Origin of the sequence: Streptomyces prunicolor (assembly GCF_045162825.1) — a bacterium.
Lineage (GTDB): Bacteria > Actinomycetota > Actinomycetes > Streptomycetales > Streptomycetaceae > Streptomyces > Streptomyces prunicolor.
Map to the genome: position 1 here is coordinate 5,470,625 of NZ_CP108676.1, position 17,113 is coordinate 5,487,737.

The window sequence follows — 17,113 nt, forward strand, 5'->3', positions numbered from 1 at the left end:
TTACTTCTTGGACGGGGACTTGGGCCGCTGCGGACCCTTGCGCTGTCCGGACTGGGCCTTGCTGCGAGTACCGCCCGCGGGCTTCGGGGTGGGCTTCTTCGCAGCGGTGGCGGGCTTGGCGTCCTCGGGCTCGTCCGACTTGGTCAGCGAGGTCCTCGGCTCGTCGGCGGCGTCGGCCTCGTGCTCGGCGCTGTCGTCGGCCGCCTTCGCGGCGGCGGACTGGCGCTGGGCCTTGGTCTGTCGCTTGGGCTGCTGGCGCCTGGGGGTCGCCGGGGTCGGCGTACCGTCCTCGGACTCCACAGCCGTGCTCTCGCCCTTCACCACAGTGCCGTCGGCCTGGGCCACGAGGCTCACCTTCGTGAGGCTGTTGATGAACTTGCGCTCGAACTCGTTGCGGTCGCGGCCCTTGGAGACGATCGCCTTGACGATGGCCTTCTCACCCCGGCTGCGGGTCTTCTCGTGGTGCGTGACGTGCTTGGTCAGGCGCTCCAGGTAAGCGGCCTGGGCCTTGGAACCCGGGGTCGGGTTGTTGTGGATGACGTACATCTGCTGGCCCATGGTCCACACGTTGGTGGTCAGCCAGTAGACGAGGACACCGACGGGGAAGTTGATGCCGAAGATGGCGAACATGACCGGGAAGACGTACATCAGCATCTTCTGCTGCTGCATGAACGGCGTCTTCACCGTGGTGTCGACGTTCTTCGTCATCAGCTGGCGCTGCGTGTAGAACTGCGACGCCGACATCATCACGATCATGATCGCGGTGACGACCCGGACGTCGGACAGCGAGGCACCGAGGGCCTCGACCTTGCTGCTGCCGTCCGTGAACTTCGCCGCGAGCGGGGCACCGAAGATGTGCGCCTTACGCGCGCTGGCGAGCAGCGAGTCGTTGATGACGCCGATCGTCGAGCCCGTCGCGATGCCGTTGAGCACGTGATAAAGGGCGAAGAAGAACGGAGACTGCGCCAGGATGGGAAGGCACGAGGAGAGCGGGTTGGTACCCGACTCCTTGTACAGCTTCATCATCTCTTCGGACTGACGCTGCTTGTCGTTCTTGTAGCGTTCCTGGATCTTCTTCATCTCGGGCTGCAGGGTCTGCATGGCCCGGGTCGCCTTGATCTGCTTCACAAAGAGCGGGATCAGACAGATGCGGATCAGGATCACCAGGGACACGATGGACAGGCCCCAGGCCCAGCCCGTGTCGGGACCGAAAACCTTCCCGTACACCGAGTGGAACTGGACGATGACCCAAGAAACGGGTGTCGTGATGAAGCTGAAAAGACTGGCAATCGTGTCCACTAATCATGCTCCTTGGGCATGGGACGGTGTCTCTGCGGCCGGGCTCGAAGGACTCAGCCCTTCTGTGGCCGTTTCGGCGGCGGAGGTCCCGCCCTTGCGTGCGCGCCATGCGCCCCGCAACATCTCGTGCCACCTAGGACGCTTACGCGGTGGGACATGGTCCACACCGCCGAGCGACCACGGATTGCAGCGCAGGATGCGCCAGGCCGTGAGCGCTGTGCCCTTGATCGCGCCGTGCCGGTCTATGGCCGTATAGCCGTAGTGGGAGCACGACGGGTAGTACTTGCACACCGGGCCGAGCAATGGACTGATCGTCCACTGGTACAGCTTGATCAGCGCCAGCAGTGGGTACTTCATCGCGCGCCCCCTCCCAGCAGCCGCTGAACGGCGGCATCCAGGTCTTGGGCCAGCTGTGCATGGTCGGCGTCGCCCGCTCCGGGCAGCGCTCGTACGACTACCAGGCTACCGGGGGGAAACAGGGCGACTCGCTCGCGCATCAGATGACGGAGTCTGCGCTTCACCTTGTTGCGCACCACGGCGCCGCCCACCGCCTTGCTGACGACGAAACCCGCACGCGTCGGGGGAGCGCTCTCCCCTGGCGCGTGCGGGTCCGTGGCACCGCTACGAAAGTGGACGACGAGAAGCGGGCGGCCGGCCCGGCGACCCCGTCGTACCGCGGTCGCGAAGTCTTCGCGCCGCCTCAGCCGATGCTCGGTAGGCAGCACGACGTCATGACCTGATCGGGATCAGGCGGACAGGCTGGCGCGACCCTTGCCACGACGGTTCGCGAGAATCGCGCGACCGGCACGGGTACGCATCCGCAGGCGGAAGCCGTGGGTCTTGGCCCGGCGACGGTTGTTCGGCTGGAAGGTGCGCTTGCTCACGAGAGGGCTCCAGAAATAAATCGGTGGTGGCGGGTGCCGCCCTGGCTGTCACCGTGCGCCCACGAGTAGCTCGCAGTAACGCCCGAGTGCACCGCTTCCCGATCACCTCGAAGCGATCTGTGCCCATCGGAGGCAGGCGGCAGCAGCCATCGACAACTCGACCTGGTCACGGTACGCGGGGCTACGCCATCCGGTCAAACCAGCGATCCCGAGGAGACACTATCCACAGGCTGGGGACAACAACTTGAACCGCACCCGTCGCCCTGACTACCGTGGCTGGACTCCGATTCGTTCCTTTGTCCCCCGCCCCACACCTTTTTCCCGAGCGCCCCACCCGATGTACATCCCGTCCCGTCCGCGAACCACACGTTCGTGGGACCCGTGAGAGAGCGTGCCCTGTGGCTGACGTACCTGCCGATCTTGCCGCAGTGTGGCCACGAGTGCTGGAGCAACTTCTCGGTGAGGGGCGTGGGCAGGGTGTCGAGACCAAGGACGAGCACTGGATCCGGCGCTGCCAACCCCTGGCACTCGTCGCCGACACAGCCTTGCTCGCCGTACCGAACGAGTTTGCGAAAGGCGTGCTCGAAGGCCGCCTCGCCCCGATCGTCAGCGAGACGCTGAGCCGCGAGTGCGGCCGGCCGATCCGCATCGCGATCACCGTCGACGACTCCGCCGGCGAGCCCCCCGGCCCGCCGGCACCCCCCGCCCAGCCCCAGCGGCGCTACGAGGAACCCGAGCAGAGCCGGGACCCCTACGAGGGCGGCTACGGCCGTCATCGCGCAGAGCCGCTCCCCGGCGGCCCCGGCGACCAACTGCCCACCGCCCGCCCCGCCTACCCGTCGGAGTACCAGCGCCCCGAGCCGGGCGCCTGGCCGCGGCCGGCGCAGGACGACTACGGCTGGCAACAGCAGCGGCTCGGCTTCCCGGACCGGGACCCGTACGCGTCGCCTCCGCAGGACCAGTACGGACCGCCGTCCCAGGATCAGTACGCGCCGCCGACGCAGGACTACCGCCCGCAGTCGATGGAGCGTCCGTCGTACGAGCAGCAGCGCGCCGAGTACGAACAGTCGCGGGCCGAGTACGAGAAGTCCCGCGAGCACTACAACCAGCGCGACGCACGCCGCGACCTGTCCGACTCGCACTCGCCGTCCAACTCCGGGCATGTGCACCGCAGCGGTCCGGGGCCGCTGGGCTCGAAGCCCGCGCCGGCCGCGGGCCCGGGTGAGCCGACCGCGCGCCTGAACCCGAAGTACCTCTTCGACACCTTTGTCATCGGCGCCTCGAACCGGTTCGCGCACGCGGCCGCGGTCGCCGTCGCCGAGGCGCCCGCGAAGGCGTACAACCCCCTGTTCATCTACGGGGAGTCGGGGCTCGGCAAGACGCACCTGCTGCACGCGATCGGGCACTACGCGCGGAGCCTGTACCCCGGCACGCGCGTGCGGTACGTGAGCTCCGAGGAGTTCACCAACGAGTTCATCAACTCGATCCGCGACGGCAAGGGCGACAGCTTCCGCAAGCGGTACCGCGAGATGGACATCCTTCTTGTCGACGACATCCAGTTCCTCGCGGACAAGGAGTCGACGCAGGAGGAGTTCTTCCACACGTTCAACACGCTCCACAACGCGAACAAGCAGATCGTGCTCTCCAGTGACCGGCCGCCCAAGCAGCTGGTCACGCTGGAGGACCGGCTGCGGAACCGTTTCGAGTGGGGGCTGATCACCGACGTCCAGCCGCCCGAGCTGGAGACGCGTATCGCCATCCTTCGTAAGAAGGCGGTACAGGAGCAGCTCAACGCCCCGCCCGAGGTCCTGGAGTTCATCGCCTCCCGCATCTCGCGCAACATCCGCGAGCTGGAGGGGGCGCTGATCCGGGTGACGGCGTTCGCCTCGCTCAACCGGCAGCCCGTCGACCTCGGCCTCACCGAGATCGTCCTCAAGGACCTGATCCCGGGCGGCGAGGACTCGACACCGGAGATCACCGCGACGGCGATCATGGGCGCGACCGCCGACTACTTCGGCATCACCGTCGAGGACCTGTGCGGCAGTTCACGCGGCCGCCAGCTGGTCACGGCCCGGCAGATCGCCATGTACGTGTGCCGCGAACTGACCGACCTCTCCCTGCCGAAGATCGGCGCGCAGTTCGGCGGCCGCGACCACACGACGGTCATGCACGCCGACCGCAAGATCCGCGCGCTGATGGCCGAACGCCGCTCGATCTACAACCAGGTCACCGAACTGACCAACCGCATCAAGAACGGCTGACAGCCGCGGAGTTACGACACCAGAGCTACGACACCGAAGGGCGCCCCGGGATCTCTCCCGGGGCGCTCTTCGTCGTGCCGGGAGGCGGTCGGTACGACGGCCGGTACGGCGCTCGGAGACGACGGGAGGTGCTTCGGCGGGCGCAGGGAAGAGGAGGGAGAGAGGGCGTCGGAGAGGCGTCGAGAGAGCGCATCCCGGAGCCGTGCGGAGGTGTCAGAGGCGTCCGGAGACGATCCGCGGCCGGTTCCGGACCCGCCTCGGAGCCATTCCGGACCCGCTCTGAGGCGTCCCGGAAGCCACTCCGAAGCGGTCCGCGGCCGATCCTCAGCCCGTCCAGAGCCCGTTTGGAGCTCGCCGTGAGCCGATCCGGCAGCCGCTCGCCCTCGTTTCAAACCCACGGACCGACCACCCGCTGTTCGAATACCCGCCGGGTTACGGCCGTCCTCCACAGATTCGGCGACTTTCTTCCGTCCACATCCTGGGGACTGAGAAGTTGTCCAGATCGTGTCCACAGGCGCCGCGGGTGAGGGACGATCAGACCAGGTCAGATGCTTGTGGATTCGTGGACAAAAGATATCCACAGCCTGTGGACGGATCCTTGATCCCCAGCCTGTGGATCAAGTTGTCCACCGACAACCCACAGGCTGGAGCCGGTTGTCCCCAGCGATCTCCAGCTTCTCCACACCGCTGTCCACTGTTCGGCAACGCAACGCGCCACCTCACCGTGTCGAGTGAAAGGCGTCACACGAAGGTGCCGGGTTGGGCTGTGGGAAAGGCGGGTAAAGCTGGGGACGGCGCTGGGGAGAAGTGGCCCTCGGCTGTGCATGGGGTGTGCAGAACTTTCCGTTCTCCACAGAAACCCGAGGTTGTCCACCGGCGTCGCCCACAGGGTCGGTGGACAAAATTCCCGCTCTGAGCTGCGAAAACGCGGTTATCCACGGTATCCACAGCCCCTACTACTACTAGCAACTAGAGAGAGCTGGGAAACCGTTTCGAAGCGGGGCCTGTGCACAACTCGCGCTTCGTCGCCCGACAGCCCCTCGTCACGACTTGACCCCGATAGGCACCTACTGTCAGTGCCGTGCGTCAGACTGTTCCCCGTGTCCTTCCCCTCACAGGGACCGACGACACCGAGACAGACGACGAAGCCAGGCAGGCCGAGAAGCGCCGGCAACAGCAGGAGGCGGCAACAGTGAAGATCCGGGTGGAACGCGACGTACTCGCGGAGGCAGTGGCCTGGGCGGCACGCAGCCTCCCGGCCCGTCCGCCGGCGCCGGTCCTCGCCGGCCTCCTGCTGAAGTCCGAGGAGGGGCAGCTGAGCCTGTCCAGCTTCGACTACGAGGTCTCCGCACGCGTGTCGGTCGACGCGGAGGTCGAGGAGGAGGGCACGGTCCTCGTCTCCGGCCGACTGCTCGCCGACATCTGCCGCGCCCTCCCCAACCGACCGGTGGAGATTTCCACAGACGGTGTACGGGCGACGGTTGTCTGCGGCTCCTCGCGCTTCACGCTGCACACACTCCCTGTGGAGGAGTACCCGGCGCTGCCGCAGATGCCGACCGCGACCGGCACCGTCCCCGGTGAGGTGTTCGCCTCGGCGGCCGCCCAGGTGGCCATCGCCGCCGGCCGTGACGACACGCTGCCCGTCCTCACCGGTGTGCGCATCGAGATCGAGGGCGACACGGTGACGCTGGCGTCCACCGACCGCTACCGCTTCGCGGTCCGTGAGTTCCTGTGGAAGCCGGAGGACCCGGAGGCGTCCGCGGTCGCCCTGGTGCCCGCCAAGACGCTCCTGGACACCGCCAAGGCCCTCACGAGCGGCGACAGCGTGATCCTGGCGCTGTCCGGCTCGGGCCAGGGCGAGGGCCTCATCGGCTTCGAGGGCGCCGGTCGTCGTACGACGACCCGCCTCCTGGAGGGCGACCTCCCGAAGTACCGCTCGCTGTTCCCGACGGAGTTCAACACCATCGCCGTGATCGAGACCGCCCCCTTCGTGGAGGCCGTCAAGCGCGTGGCCCTGGTCGCCGAGCGCAACACCCCGGTGCGGCTGAGCTTCGAGCAGGGTGTGCTGATCCTGGAGGCCGGTTCCAGCGACGACGCACAGGCTGTGGAGCGCGTCGACGCGAACCTTGAGGGCGACGACGTGTCGATCGCCTTCAACCCGACCTTCCTGCTGGACGGCCTGAGCGCGATCGACTCCCCGGTCGCCCAGCTGTCGTTCACGACGTCCACCAAGCCCGCGCTGCTCAGCGGCAAGCCCGCCCTGGACGCCGAGGCGGACGAGGCCTACAAGTACCTGATCATGCCGGTCCGCCTCAGCGGCTGATCGGCGTCGACGAGAACACCGCAGGTCGGGGCATACCGCCCGGTACTTCTGAGCGCGTATGCCCACAGGTGTGCATGACCGTCCGGGTTTAGGCTCGGACACAGGTACGCAAGTGCCTTCATGCCACGTCGCACCCTAAGGAACAACTGATGGAGCTCGGTCTCGTCGGCCTCGGCAAGATGGGCGGCAACATGCGCGAGCGCATCCGCCGCGCAGGCCACACCGTCATCGGATACGACCGCAACCCGGACCTCGCCGATGTCCACAGCCTGGGCGAGCTTGTGGGCAAGCTCAAGGGCCCGCGCGTGGTGTGGGTGATGGTCCCGGCCGGCGCCCCGACCCAGGCGACCGTCGACGAGTTGGCCGACCTCCTGGAGCCCGGCGATGTCGTCGTGGACGGCGGCAACTCCCGCTGGACGGACGACGAGAAGCACGCCGAGGAGCTCGGGGCCAAGGGCATCGGCTTCGTCGACGCGGGCGTCTCAGGCGGCGTCTGGGGCCTGCAGAACGGCTATGCCCTGATGGTCGGCGGCGACGCCGAGAACATCGCCAAGGTGCAGCCCGTCTTCGACGCCCTCAAGCCCGAGGGCGAGTTCGGCTTCGTGCACGCCGGCAAGGTGGGTGCCGGGCACTTCTCGAAGATGGTTCACAACGGCATCGAGTACGCCATGATGCAGGCCTATGCCGAGGGCTGGGAGCTGCTGGAGAAGGTCGACTCGGTGACGGACGTCCGCGAGGTCTTCCGCTCCTGGCAGGAGGGCACGGTCATCCGTTCCTGGCTGCTCGACCTGGCGGTCAACGCCCTTGACGGCGACGAGCACTTGGACAAGCTCAAGGGCTTCGCGGAGGACTCCGGCGAGGGCCGGTGGACCGTCGAGGCCGCCATCGACAACGCCGTACCGCTGCCCGCGATCACGGCCTCCCTCTTCGCGCGGTTCGCGTCGCGCCAGGAGGACTCGCCGCAGATGAAGATGATCGCGGCGCTGCGCAACCAGTTCGGTGGCCACGCGGTCGAGACGAAGCAGTCCACAACGACGAAGTAATCCACAGATCCGCAGATCCACCGGCCGCGACCGGTGGATCCACAACCTGGGGGAGGTCGGCGAACGACCATGCACGTCACGCATCTGTCGCTGGCCGACTTCCGCTCGTACGCCGGGGTCGACGTCCCGCTCGACCCCGGCGTCACCGCGTTCGTGGGGCCCAACGGGCAGGGCAAGACCAACCTCGTCGAGGCCATCGGCTATCTCGCCACCCTGGGCAGTCACCGCGTCTCCTCCGACGCCCCCCTCGTCCGCATGGGCGCCGAGCGCGCGATCATCCGGGCGCAGGTCAAGCAGGGCGAGCGGCAGCAGCTGGTCGAGCTGGAGCTGAACCCCGGCCGCGCCAACCGCGCCCGCATCAACCGGTCCTCGCAGGTCAGGCCGCGTGACGTGCTGGGCATCGTACGGACCGTGCTGTTCGCGCCCGAGGATCTCGCCCTGGTGAAGGGGGACCCCGGGGAGCGGCGGCGGTTCCTGGACGAACTGATCACCGCGCGGTCGCCCCGCATGGCCGGTGTCCGGTCCGACTACGAGCGGGTGCTCAAGCAGCGCAACACCCTGCTGAAGTCGGCCGCGTTGGCGCGGCGGCACGGTGGGCGGTCGATGGACCTGTCGACGCTCGATGTGTGGGATCAGCATCTCGCGCGCGTGGGGGCCGAGTTGCTCGCCCAGCGGCTCGACCTGATCGCCGCGATCCAGCCCCTCGCGGACAAGGCGTACGAGCAACTGGCGCCCGGCGGCGGCCCGGTGGCCCTGGAGTACAAGCCGTCGGCGCCCGGTGAGGCACACACGCGTGAGGACCTCTACGAGCAGTTGATGGCGGCGATCGCGGAGGCGCGCAAGCAGGAGATCGAGCGGGGCGTCACCCTCGTAGGACCGCATCGGGACGATTTGGTTCTCAAACTCGGTCAGTTGCCGGCCAAGGGATACGCCTCGCACGGGGAGTCCTGGTCGTACGCGCTGGCGTTGCGGCTCGCGTCGTACGACCTGCTCCGGGGTGAGGGCAATGAGCCGGTGCTCGTGCTCGACGACGTGTTCGCGGAGCTGGACACGCGCCGTCGGGAGCGGCTGGCCGAGCTGGTGGCGCCCGGTGAGCAGGTGCTGGTGACGGCCGCGGTCGACGACGACGTGCCGCATGTCCTGGCGGGGACGCGGTACAGCGTCGCGGAGGGGGCGGTGGACCGCGTATGACGACGGACCAGCCCGCGGGCGGGGAACCCGCGCCCAAGAAGGCCGCCGAACCCTCCGGCGTCGACCTCGCGCGCGTGGCGCTGCGCGCCGCGAAGGAACAGGCACGCGCGCGTGGGGACGCGGCGCAGCAGAAGAAGCAGGCGCGGCGCGGCGGCCTGCGCTCCGGCGCGCGCGCCGACGGCCGCGACCCGATGGCCCTCGGTGCTGCGATCAACCGGCTGCTGAACGAGCGCGGCTGGGAGACGCCGGCCGCGGTGGGCGGAGTGATGGGCCGCTGGCCGCAGATCGTCGGCGAGGACCTGGCCAATCACTGCGTCCCGGAGAAGTACGACGAGGACGAGCGGGTCCTGATCGTGCGCTGCGATTCGACGGCCTGGGCGACCAATCTGCGCCTCCTCGCCCCCCAGTTGGTGGCCCGGCTGAACGAGGACCTGGGGCACGGCACGGTGAAGCTCCTCAAGGTGAACGGCCCCGGTGGCCCGCCCCGTCGCTACGGTCCCCTGCGCGCTCCCGGCAGCACGGGCCCCGGCGACACCTATGGGTGACTGACATCACAGTGCGGGCTCCGGCGGGTGAACGGACGCGGTTGCGAATACCGACCTGACCCTTGAGTAGCAAAGGGTTGACACCCGGAAGCGCTGAGTGCCTCCGTGAGCCTCTTTGAGCCCCGTTCCGCATATGGGGAGTCGGGAGAGACCGGTTGAGGGCGGCACATGAGGACTCAGGTACCGGCAAACCCCCATCCATGTCGGCGCTACCGGTAGACTGGAAGCAATCCCGCCCCACTTGTGGGACAGACACCGAGCAACGCTGACTAAGGCTTACCAACGCAACACGCCGCAGCCGCTCCGGCCACCAGCCTGAGCCTGGCTTGTGCTGTGCCAGAAAGGGCGCTTCGTGGCCGATTCCGGCAACCCCAACGAGAACATCCCGTCCACCGACGCCGGCGCCAACGGCGGGGCTCACACCTCGAACGGCGAGGTCACCGCCTCGTACGACGCCAGCGCCATCACCGTCCTCGAGGGTCTGGACGCGGTCCGCAAGCGACCCGGTATGTACATCGGCTCGACCGGCGAGCGCGGCCTGCACCACCTCGTGCAGGAAGTCGTCGACAACTCCGTCGACGAGGCGCTGGCCGGCCACGCGGACACGATCGACGTCACGATCCTTCACGACGGCGGCGTCCGCGTCATCGACAACGGCCGAGGCATCCCGGTGGGCATCGTCCCGTCCGAGGGCAAGCCGGCCATCGAGGTCGTGCTGACGGTGCTGCACGCGGGCGGCAAGTTCGGGGGCGGCGGTTACGCGGTCTCCGGCGGTCTGCACGGTGTGGGCGTGTCCGTGGTGAACGCGCTGTCCAGCAAGGTCGCGGTCGAGGTCAGGACCGACGGCTACCGCTGGACGCAGGACTACAAACTGGGCGTTCCGACCGCCCCGCTCGCGCAGCACGAGGCCACGGACGAGACCGGTACGTCGGTCACCTTCTGGGCCGACCCGGACGTCTTCGAGACCACCGAGTACTCCTTCGAGACGCTCTCGCGGCGCTTCCAGGAGATGGCGTTCCTCAACAAGGGTTTGACGATCAAACTCACTGACGAGCGCGAGCTGGCGAAGGCCACGGCCGGTGCCGACGAGGCGGGTGCGGACGAGAAGGACGACGTCAAGACCGTCACGTACCACTACGAGGGCGGCATCGTCGACTACGTGACGTACCTCAACTCCCGCAAGGGGGACGTGGTGCACCCGACCGTCATCGACCTGGAGGCGGAGGACAAGGACAAGAGCCTGTCCCTTGAGGTCGCGATGCAGTGGAACAGCGGTTACAGCGAGGGTGTGTACTCCTTCGCCAACATCATCCACACGCATGAGGGCGGCACCCACGAAGAGGGCTTCCGGGCCGCGCTGACGTCGCTGATCAACAAGTACGCGCGCGACAAGAAGCTGATCCGCGAGAAGGACGACAACCTCACGGGCGACGACATCCGCGAGGGTCTGACCGCGATCATCTCGGTGAAGCTGGCCGAGCCGCAGTTCGAGGGCCAGACCAAGACCAAGCTCGGCAACACCGAAGCGAAGACCTTCGTACAGAAGGCGGTCTACGAGCACCTCAACGACTGGCTCGACCGCAACCCGAACGAGGCCTCGGACATCATCCGCAAGGGCATCCAGGCGGCAACCGCGCGCGTGGCGGCCCGCAAGGCCCGCGACCTCACCCGTCGCAAGGGTCTGCTGGAGACGGCTTCGCTGCCGGGCAAGCTGTCCGACTGCCAGTCGAACGACCCCACCAAGTGCGAGATCTTCATCGTCGAGGGTGACTCCGCCGGCGGCTCGGCCAAGTCCGGCCGGAACCCGCAGTACCAGGCGATCCTTCCGATCCGAGGCAAGATCCTCAACGTCGAGAAGGCCAGGATCGACAAGATCCTGCAGAACCAGGAGATCCAGGCACTGATCTCCGCCTTCGGCACCGGAGTCCACGAGGACTTCGACATCGCCAGGCTGCGCTATCACAAGATCATCCTGATGGCGGACGCCGACGTCGACGGTCAGCACATCAGCACCCTGCTGCTGACCTTCCTGTTCCGCTTCATGCGGCCGCTGGTCGAGGCCGGGCACGTGTTCCTGTCGCGTCCCCCGCTCTACAAGATCAAGTGGGGCCGTGACGACTTCGAGTACGCGTACTCGGACCGCGAGCGCGACGCCCTGATCGAGCTGGGCCGGCAGAACGGCAAGCGCATCAAGGAAGACTCGATCCAGCGCTTCAAGGGTCTCGGCGAGATGAACGCCGAGGAGCTGCGCATCACCACGATGGACCAGGAGCACCGCGTCCTCGGCCAGGTCACCCTGGACGACGCCGCGCAGGCCGACGACCTGTTCTCGGTTCTCATGGGCGAGGACGTCGAGGCGCGCCGCCAGTTCATCCAGCGCAACGCCAAGGACGTCCGCTTCCTCGACATCTGAGTCGGTCTCAGCTGACCGCATCAGGAAGGATCTTCACCAGCAATGGCCGACGAGAACACTCCTAGCACGCCTGAAGAGGGCGTCATCGCCCAGCGTGTCGAGCCCGTAGGGCTTGAGACCGAGATGCAGCGCTCGTACCTCGACTACGCGATGTCCGTCATCGTGTCGCGAGCCCTGCCCGACGTCCGCGACGGCCTCAAGCCCGTCCACCGCCGCGTCCTGTACGCCATGTACGACGGCGGCTACCGGCCCGAGAAGGGCTTCTACAAGTGCGCCCGTGTCGTCGGCGACGTCATGGGCAACTACCACCCGCACGGCGACTCCTCGATCTACGACGCGCTGGTCCGCCTCGCGCAGCCGTGGTCGATGCGGATGCCGCTGGTGGACTCGAACGGCAACTTCGGCTCTCCGGGCAACGACCCCGCCGCCGCCATGCGCTACACCGAGTGCAAGCTGGCGCCGCTGTCCATGGAGATGGTCCGTGACATCGACGAGGACACCGTCGACTTCACGGACAACTACGACGGCCGCTCCCAGGAGCCGACCGTCCTGCCGGCCCGCTTCCCGAACCTGCTGATCAACGGCTCGGCGGGCATCGCGGTCGGCATGGCCACCAACATCCCGCCGCACAACCTCCGTGAGGTCGCGGCGGGCGCCCAGTGGTGCCTGGAGAACCCCGAGGCCTCGCACGAGGAGCTGCTGGACGCGCTGATCGAGCGCATCAAGGGCCCCGACTTCCCGACCGGGGCGCTCGTAGTCGGCCGTAAGGGCATCGAAGAGGCGTACCGCACCGGCCGCGGCTCGATCACCATGCGCGCGGTCGTCGAGGTCGAGGAGATCCAGAACCGCCAGTGCCTGGTGGTCACCGAACTCCCCTACCAGACCAACCCCGACAACCTCGCGCAGAAGATCGCCGACCTGGTGAAGGACGGCAAGGTCGGCGGCATCGCCGACGTCCGCGACGAGACGTCGTCCCGTACCGGCCAGCGCCTCGTCATCGTCCTCAAGAGGGACGCGGTCGCCAAGGTCGTACTGAACAACCTCTACAAGCACACCGATCTGCAGTCGAACTTCAGCGCCAACATGCTGGCCCTGGTCGACGGTGTGCCGAGGACCCTCTCCCTGGACGCGTTCATCCGGCACTGGGTGGCGCACCAGATCGAGGTCATCGTCCGCCGGACGAAGTTCCGGCTGCGCAAGGCCGAGGAGCGGGCGCACATCCTGCGCGGCCTCCTGAAGGCCCTGGACGCCATCGACGAGGTCATCGCGCTGATCCGGCGCAGCGACACCGTGGACATCGCGCGCACGGGCCTGATGGCCCTCCTGGAGATCGACGAGATCCAGGCGAACGCCATCCTGGAGATGCAGCTCCGCCGACTGGCCGCCCTGGAGCGCCAGAAGATCGTCCAGGAGCACGACGAACTCCAGGCGAAGATCACCGAGTACAACGCGATCCTGGCCTCCCCGGTCCGCCAGCGCGGCATCGTCAGCGAGGAACTCGCCGCGATCGTCGAGAAGTTCGGCGACGACCGCAAGACGATGCTCGTGCCCTTCGACGGCGACATGTCCATGGAGGACCTGATCGCCGAAGAGGACATCGTCGTCACCATCTCGCGCGGCGGCTATGTCAAGCGCACCAAGGCGGACGACTACCGCTCCCAGAAGCGCGGCGGCAAGGGCGTACGCGGCACGAAGCTCAAGGAAGACGACATCGTCGACCACTTCTTCGTGTCGACCACCCACCACTGGCTGCTGTTCTTCACCAACAAGGGCCGCGTCTACCGCGCGAAGGCGTACGAACTCCCCGACGCCGGCCGGGACGCGCGCGGGCAGCACGTGGCGAACCTGCTCGCCTTCCAGCCGGACGAGGCGATCGCCGAGATCCTCGCGATCCGCGACTACGAAGCGGCGCCTTACCTGGTCCTCGCCACCAAGGGCGGCCTGGTCAAGAAGACGCCTCTGAAGGATTACGATTCGCCCCGCTCCGGCGGTGTCATCGCGATCAACCTCCGTGAGACGGAGGACGGTTCCGACGACGAACTGATCGGTGCCGAACTCGTCTCGAACGAGGACGATCTGCTCCTGATCAGCAAGAAGGCACAGTCGATCAGGTTCACGGCGACGGACGACGCGTTGCGCCCCATGGGGCGTGCGACCTCCGGTGTCAAGGGCATGAGTTTCCGCGAGGGCGACCAGCTTCTCTCGATGAATGTTGTTCGACCCGGTACGTTCGTGTTCACTGCCACAGACGGCGGGTACGCGAAGCGGACCGCCGTCGACGAGTACCGCGTCCAGGGTCGCGGCGGCCTGGGTATCAAGGCCGCCAAGATCGTCGAGGACCGCGGTTCTCTCGTCGGCGCGCTGGTGGTCGAGGAGACCGACGAGATCCTCGCCATCACGCTGTCCGGCGGTGTGATTCGTACGCGAGTCAACGAGGTCAGGGAGACAGGCCGTGACACCATGGGCGTCCAACTGATCAACCTGGGCAAGCGCGATGCCGTCGTCGGTATCGCTCGTAACGCCGAGGCGGGATCCGAGGCGGAGGAAGTCGTCGGCGACGAGGCCGTCGACGAGACCACCGAGGATGTCGCGACCACCGGCACGGACGAGGGTGACGCACCCTCGGTCGAGTAGCACGAGGAGAGAGTCATCGTGAGCGGAGCCACGGGCGCCGGATCGACCGGTACGGACACGGACGGCGGCGGCCGTGGCTCCGCCGCGAACACGACAGATCCGCACACGACCCAACTGCGTGCGATCGACGTGAAGAAGACGGACTCGCACGCGCCCGACTCGCATGGATCCCAGGGGGGAACTGTGACGGACACCCGAGGTCCGCAGACCCAGCAGCAGTCGGCCGGTGCGGGCCCGGCCGCGCCCGGCGCCAAGGCCCCGACCCAGGGCCAGGCTCCGGCCCAGCCCGCCGCACCGGCCGCCCCGCCGACGGCGTCCCCGCTGCCGGGTTCGCCCCTGCCGGGGGAGCGTCAGCCGCAGCAGGCGGCGGGGCCGTACCACCCGCCGCAGGCCTACCCCACGCAGGCGCCCGCCGCCGCCCAGAGCGGTGCCGTACGGCGTCCTCGCACGGGCGCGCGCACCGCGCCGCGTACCCGTAAGGCGCGGCTGCGGGTGGCCAAGGCCGATCCGTGGTCGGTGATGAAGGTCAGCTTCCTGCTCTCCATCGCGCTGGGCATCTGCACGGTCGTGGCGTCCGCGGTGCTGTGGATGGTCATGGACGCGATGGGGGTCTTCTCGACGGTCGGCGGCACGATCTCGGAGGCGACCGGCTCGAACGAGTCGAACGGCTTCGACCTGCAGTCCTTCCTCTCCCTCCCGCACGTCCTGACGTTCTCCGGGATCATCGCGGTCATCGACGTCGTCCTGGCCACGGCCCTCGCGACGCTCGGCGCGTTCATCTACAACCTCTCCGCCGGCTTCGTCGGCGGCATCGAGCTGACGCTCGCCGAGGACGAGTGAGAAGACGCGTGAACGCGGGTTGAAACCCCTGTCGACAGTCCTGTGACTATCGATTTTGGGACTGCCCATGTCGTGCGCTAATCTTCAGGAGTCAGCGCGCGGGACACACTCCGCAAAGCGCGGCGGGGCTATAGCTCAGTTGGTTAGAGCGCATCCCTGATAAGGATGAGGCCACAGGTTCAAATCCTGTTAGCCCCACCATCACGAAGGCCCCCAGCCGATCAGGCTGGGGGCCTTTTGACACCTCCAGTGACACCAACGGCAGCGGCAGCGGCAGCGGCCGGCCGATGAGCGGTCCGCCGCGTCTCCACGGGAGAACCATGCGCTTCTTGTACTGGCTGCTTGGGGGAGAGTTCGCCCTGATCGGCCTGGTGGGCTTCTTTCTCGCATGCGCCGAGTGGTGGGGCCATCGGGATCAAGATCGGCCGAACAGACGGAAGGGCACTGCCATATGGGCCGGTGTGGGAGTCGTCGGCTCGGGGATGGCTTTCTTCCTTTGGACGCTGTGACGACCATCGCGCCCACGGCAATGTGACAAGTGGCCGGGCGGTGGGCCTGAGCACTGAGCAACGATGAGCTGAGGGCACGCCAGAAGACCCCCGGCCGCAGTGGGCCAGGGGTTTTCGGGGTCTCCTGTGTTGTCTCTGGAGCGTTGTACGCAAGTTCGCCGCTGTGTCAGAGAGGGCGGGCGGTCGGGCAGGTCGGGCAGGTCGGTGCTGGAGGGGACGGGACCGGGGTCAGCGCTGGAGCGGGGCTCCCGGCTCGGCGTGGTCCGTCTCCGTCGCGTCGGCCTGCTCCGTGGTCTCGTCCATGTCCGTCGGCGGGCGGTGGCGGCAGCTCGGGGACTTGCCGTGGGCCTCGGCGCGGATGCGTTGCTTCATCGTGGGGGGCAGGGACCTGGTGAAGGTCCAGGGGGAGACCGCCGGGGTCGTCGCCTGCGCGGTGGCGCTGGTGCTCGTGCTCGTCGTCGCGGCGGCGGCCGTCGCGGTGACCGTGATGAGTCCGAGCGCCGTGCACAGTGCCAGGAAGCCGGTGACGAAGGCGTTCCACAACTTCATGACCTTGATCTGGGCCATGGCCCCTCACTTTCAGGTTGGGCGATTTGCGTACTTTCCTCATGATGTGTATGGGGGCGGCGAAGTGGTGGACCGACGCCCATGGCGCGTCGATGTTCTGATGAACACCACTCGGATGGGTGCATAGGCGCTGAAAACGGCTGAAGATGCGCAAAAAGAGGGCGAAGTGGCCGTCCGTGGAGATGTGATCACCCTCCGATCGGAGCGGTCGCATCCGCTTCTACTGCACTGTCCCGGGCGGGAGTTGGCCCCGGACACAGGTCACCGATCGGTCTCGGTCGGTGTGTATAGTCGGGCGACAGAGGTCCCCCTACGTCAAAGAAAGACGAGGTCGCGCGGTGAAGAAGCTTCTCCTGGTCGCACTGGCTGCCATCGGCGGTCTCCTCGTGTACCGCCAGATCCAGGCGGATCGCGCCGAGCAGGACCTGTGGACGGAGGCGACCGACTCCGTGCCCACGGGTTCCTGAGTACCGAGATCCAGTTCTGAGCAAGCCCCGGCCGCCTGGCGGTCGGGGCTTTGTGTTGCGCGCTTGCCCCCGTGCCGGTACGGCCGCCACGACCCGGGCGTTTCGGACACGCGCACGGATTGCCCGGATGCCACGCG

The 17,113-nt window shown here is 67.5% G+C and carries 14 protein-coding genes and 1 tRNA gene; 10 read left to right on the forward strand and 5 right to left on the reverse strand.

The features are described 5' to 3' along the window. Genes yidC through rpmH form a run of 4 tightly spaced genes read right to left on the reverse strand, consistent with a single transcriptional unit; the run spans nt 1 to nt 2,183 of the window. Complete coding sequence (gene yidC, locus OG588_RS25080) at nt 1–1,299, reverse strand: membrane protein insertase YidC (RefSeq protein WP_405949248.1); 1,299 nt, start codon at nt 1,297–1,299, stop codon at nt 1–3. A gap of 3 nt (nt 1,300–1,302) precedes the next feature. Further along, nucleotides 1,303–1,656 (reverse strand): membrane protein insertion efficiency factor YidD, encoded by a 354-nt coding sequence (gene yidD, locus OG588_RS25085; RefSeq protein WP_033285733.1) that lies wholly within the window; start codon nt 1,654–1,656, stop codon nt 1,303–1,305. After that, complete coding sequence (gene rnpA / locus OG588_RS25090) at nt 1,653–2,024, reverse strand: ribonuclease P protein component (RefSeq protein ID WP_078532680.1); 372 nt, start codon at nt 2,022–2,024, stop codon at nt 1,653–1,655. The genes yidD and rnpA overlap by 4 nt, the downstream gene beginning before the upstream one ends. 21 nt (nt 2,025–2,045) lie before the next feature. Continuing rightward, on the reverse strand, nt 2,046–2,183 hold the full coding sequence (gene rpmH, locus OG588_RS25095) for a 50S ribosomal protein L34 (RefSeq protein WP_006381191.1): 138 nt from the start codon (nt 2,181–2,183) through the stop codon (nt 2,046–2,048). Between the two features lie 398 nt (nt 2,184–2,581). Here rpmH and dnaA point away from each other — a divergent pair, with 398 nt between their 5' ends. The 9 genes from dnaA (at nt 2,582) to OG588_RS25140 (ending at nt 15,634) form a co-directional block, all read left to right on the forward strand. Continuing rightward, a complete protein-coding gene (gene dnaA, locus OG588_RS25100; protein WP_405949249.1) occupies nt 2,582–4,444 on the forward strand; it encodes a chromosomal replication initiator protein DnaA in 1,863 nt (620 codons plus the stop codon). Nucleotides 4,445–5,636: 1,192 nt separating this feature from the next. Continuing rightward, the gene (dnaN, locus tag OG588_RS25105; RefSeq protein WP_366096778.1) at nt 5,637–6,767 is read left to right on the forward strand and encodes a DNA polymerase III subunit beta; all 1,131 of its coding nucleotides are present in this window, start codon (nt 5,637–5,639) and stop codon (nt 6,765–6,767) included. A 149-nt stretch (nt 6,768–6,916) separates the two neighbouring features. Next, entirely contained in the window at nt 6,917–7,810 is an 894-nt protein-coding gene (gnd, locus tag OG588_RS25110) for a phosphogluconate dehydrogenase (NAD(+)-dependent, decarboxylating) (RefSeq protein WP_405949250.1), read from the forward strand. A 69-nt stretch (nt 7,811–7,879) separates the two neighbouring features. After that, complete coding sequence (recF, locus tag OG588_RS25115) at nt 7,880–9,001, forward strand: DNA replication/repair protein RecF (protein WP_405949251.1); 1,122 nt, start codon at nt 7,880–7,882, stop codon at nt 8,999–9,001. After that, nucleotides 8,998–9,546 (forward strand): DciA family protein, encoded by a 549-nt coding sequence (locus OG588_RS25120; RefSeq protein WP_327402785.1) that lies wholly within the window; start codon nt 8,998–9,000, stop codon nt 9,544–9,546. Before recF ends, OG588_RS25120 begins: the two co-directional genes overlap by 4 nt. A 352-nt stretch (nt 9,547–9,898) precedes the next feature. After that, complete coding sequence (gyrB, locus tag OG588_RS25125) at nt 9,899–11,959, forward strand: DNA topoisomerase (ATP-hydrolyzing) subunit B (RefSeq protein WP_405949252.1); 2,061 nt, start codon at nt 9,899–9,901, stop codon at nt 11,957–11,959. A gap of 42 nt (nt 11,960–12,001) precedes the next feature. Next, nucleotides 12,002–14,593 carry a DNA gyrase subunit A gene (gene gyrA, locus OG588_RS25130; protein WP_405949253.1) on the forward strand — a complete coding sequence of 864 codons (2,592 nt, stop codon included), beginning with the start codon at nt 12,002–12,004 and terminating at the stop codon, nt 14,591–14,593. An 18-nt stretch (nt 14,594–14,611) separates the two neighbouring features. Continuing rightward, nucleotides 14,612–15,433: a DUF3566 domain-containing protein gene (locus OG588_RS25135; protein ID WP_405949254.1), complete on the forward strand. Its 822-nt coding sequence runs from the start codon at nt 14,612–14,614 to the stop codon at nt 15,431–15,433. 124 nt (nt 15,434–15,557) lie between these two features. After that, nucleotides 15,558–15,634: transfer RNA gene (locus OG588_RS25140), tRNA-Ile, on the forward strand. Between the two features lie 536 nt (nt 15,635–16,170). Here the strand turns inward: OG588_RS25140 and OG588_RS25145 are convergent. Continuing rightward, entirely contained in the window at nt 16,171–16,509 is a 339-nt protein-coding gene (locus tag OG588_RS25145; protein WP_405949255.1) for a DUF6344 domain-containing protein, read from the reverse strand. Nucleotides 16,510–16,847: 338 nt separating this feature from the next. Between OG588_RS25145 and OG588_RS25150 the strand changes: the two genes are divergently transcribed. Continuing rightward, nucleotides 16,848–16,976, forward strand: a complete 129-nt coding sequence (locus tag OG588_RS25150; RefSeq protein ID WP_003999697.1) for a DLW-39 family protein — start codon at nt 16,848–16,850, stop codon at nt 16,974–16,976. Nucleotides 16,977–17,113: the final 137 nt, after the last annotated feature.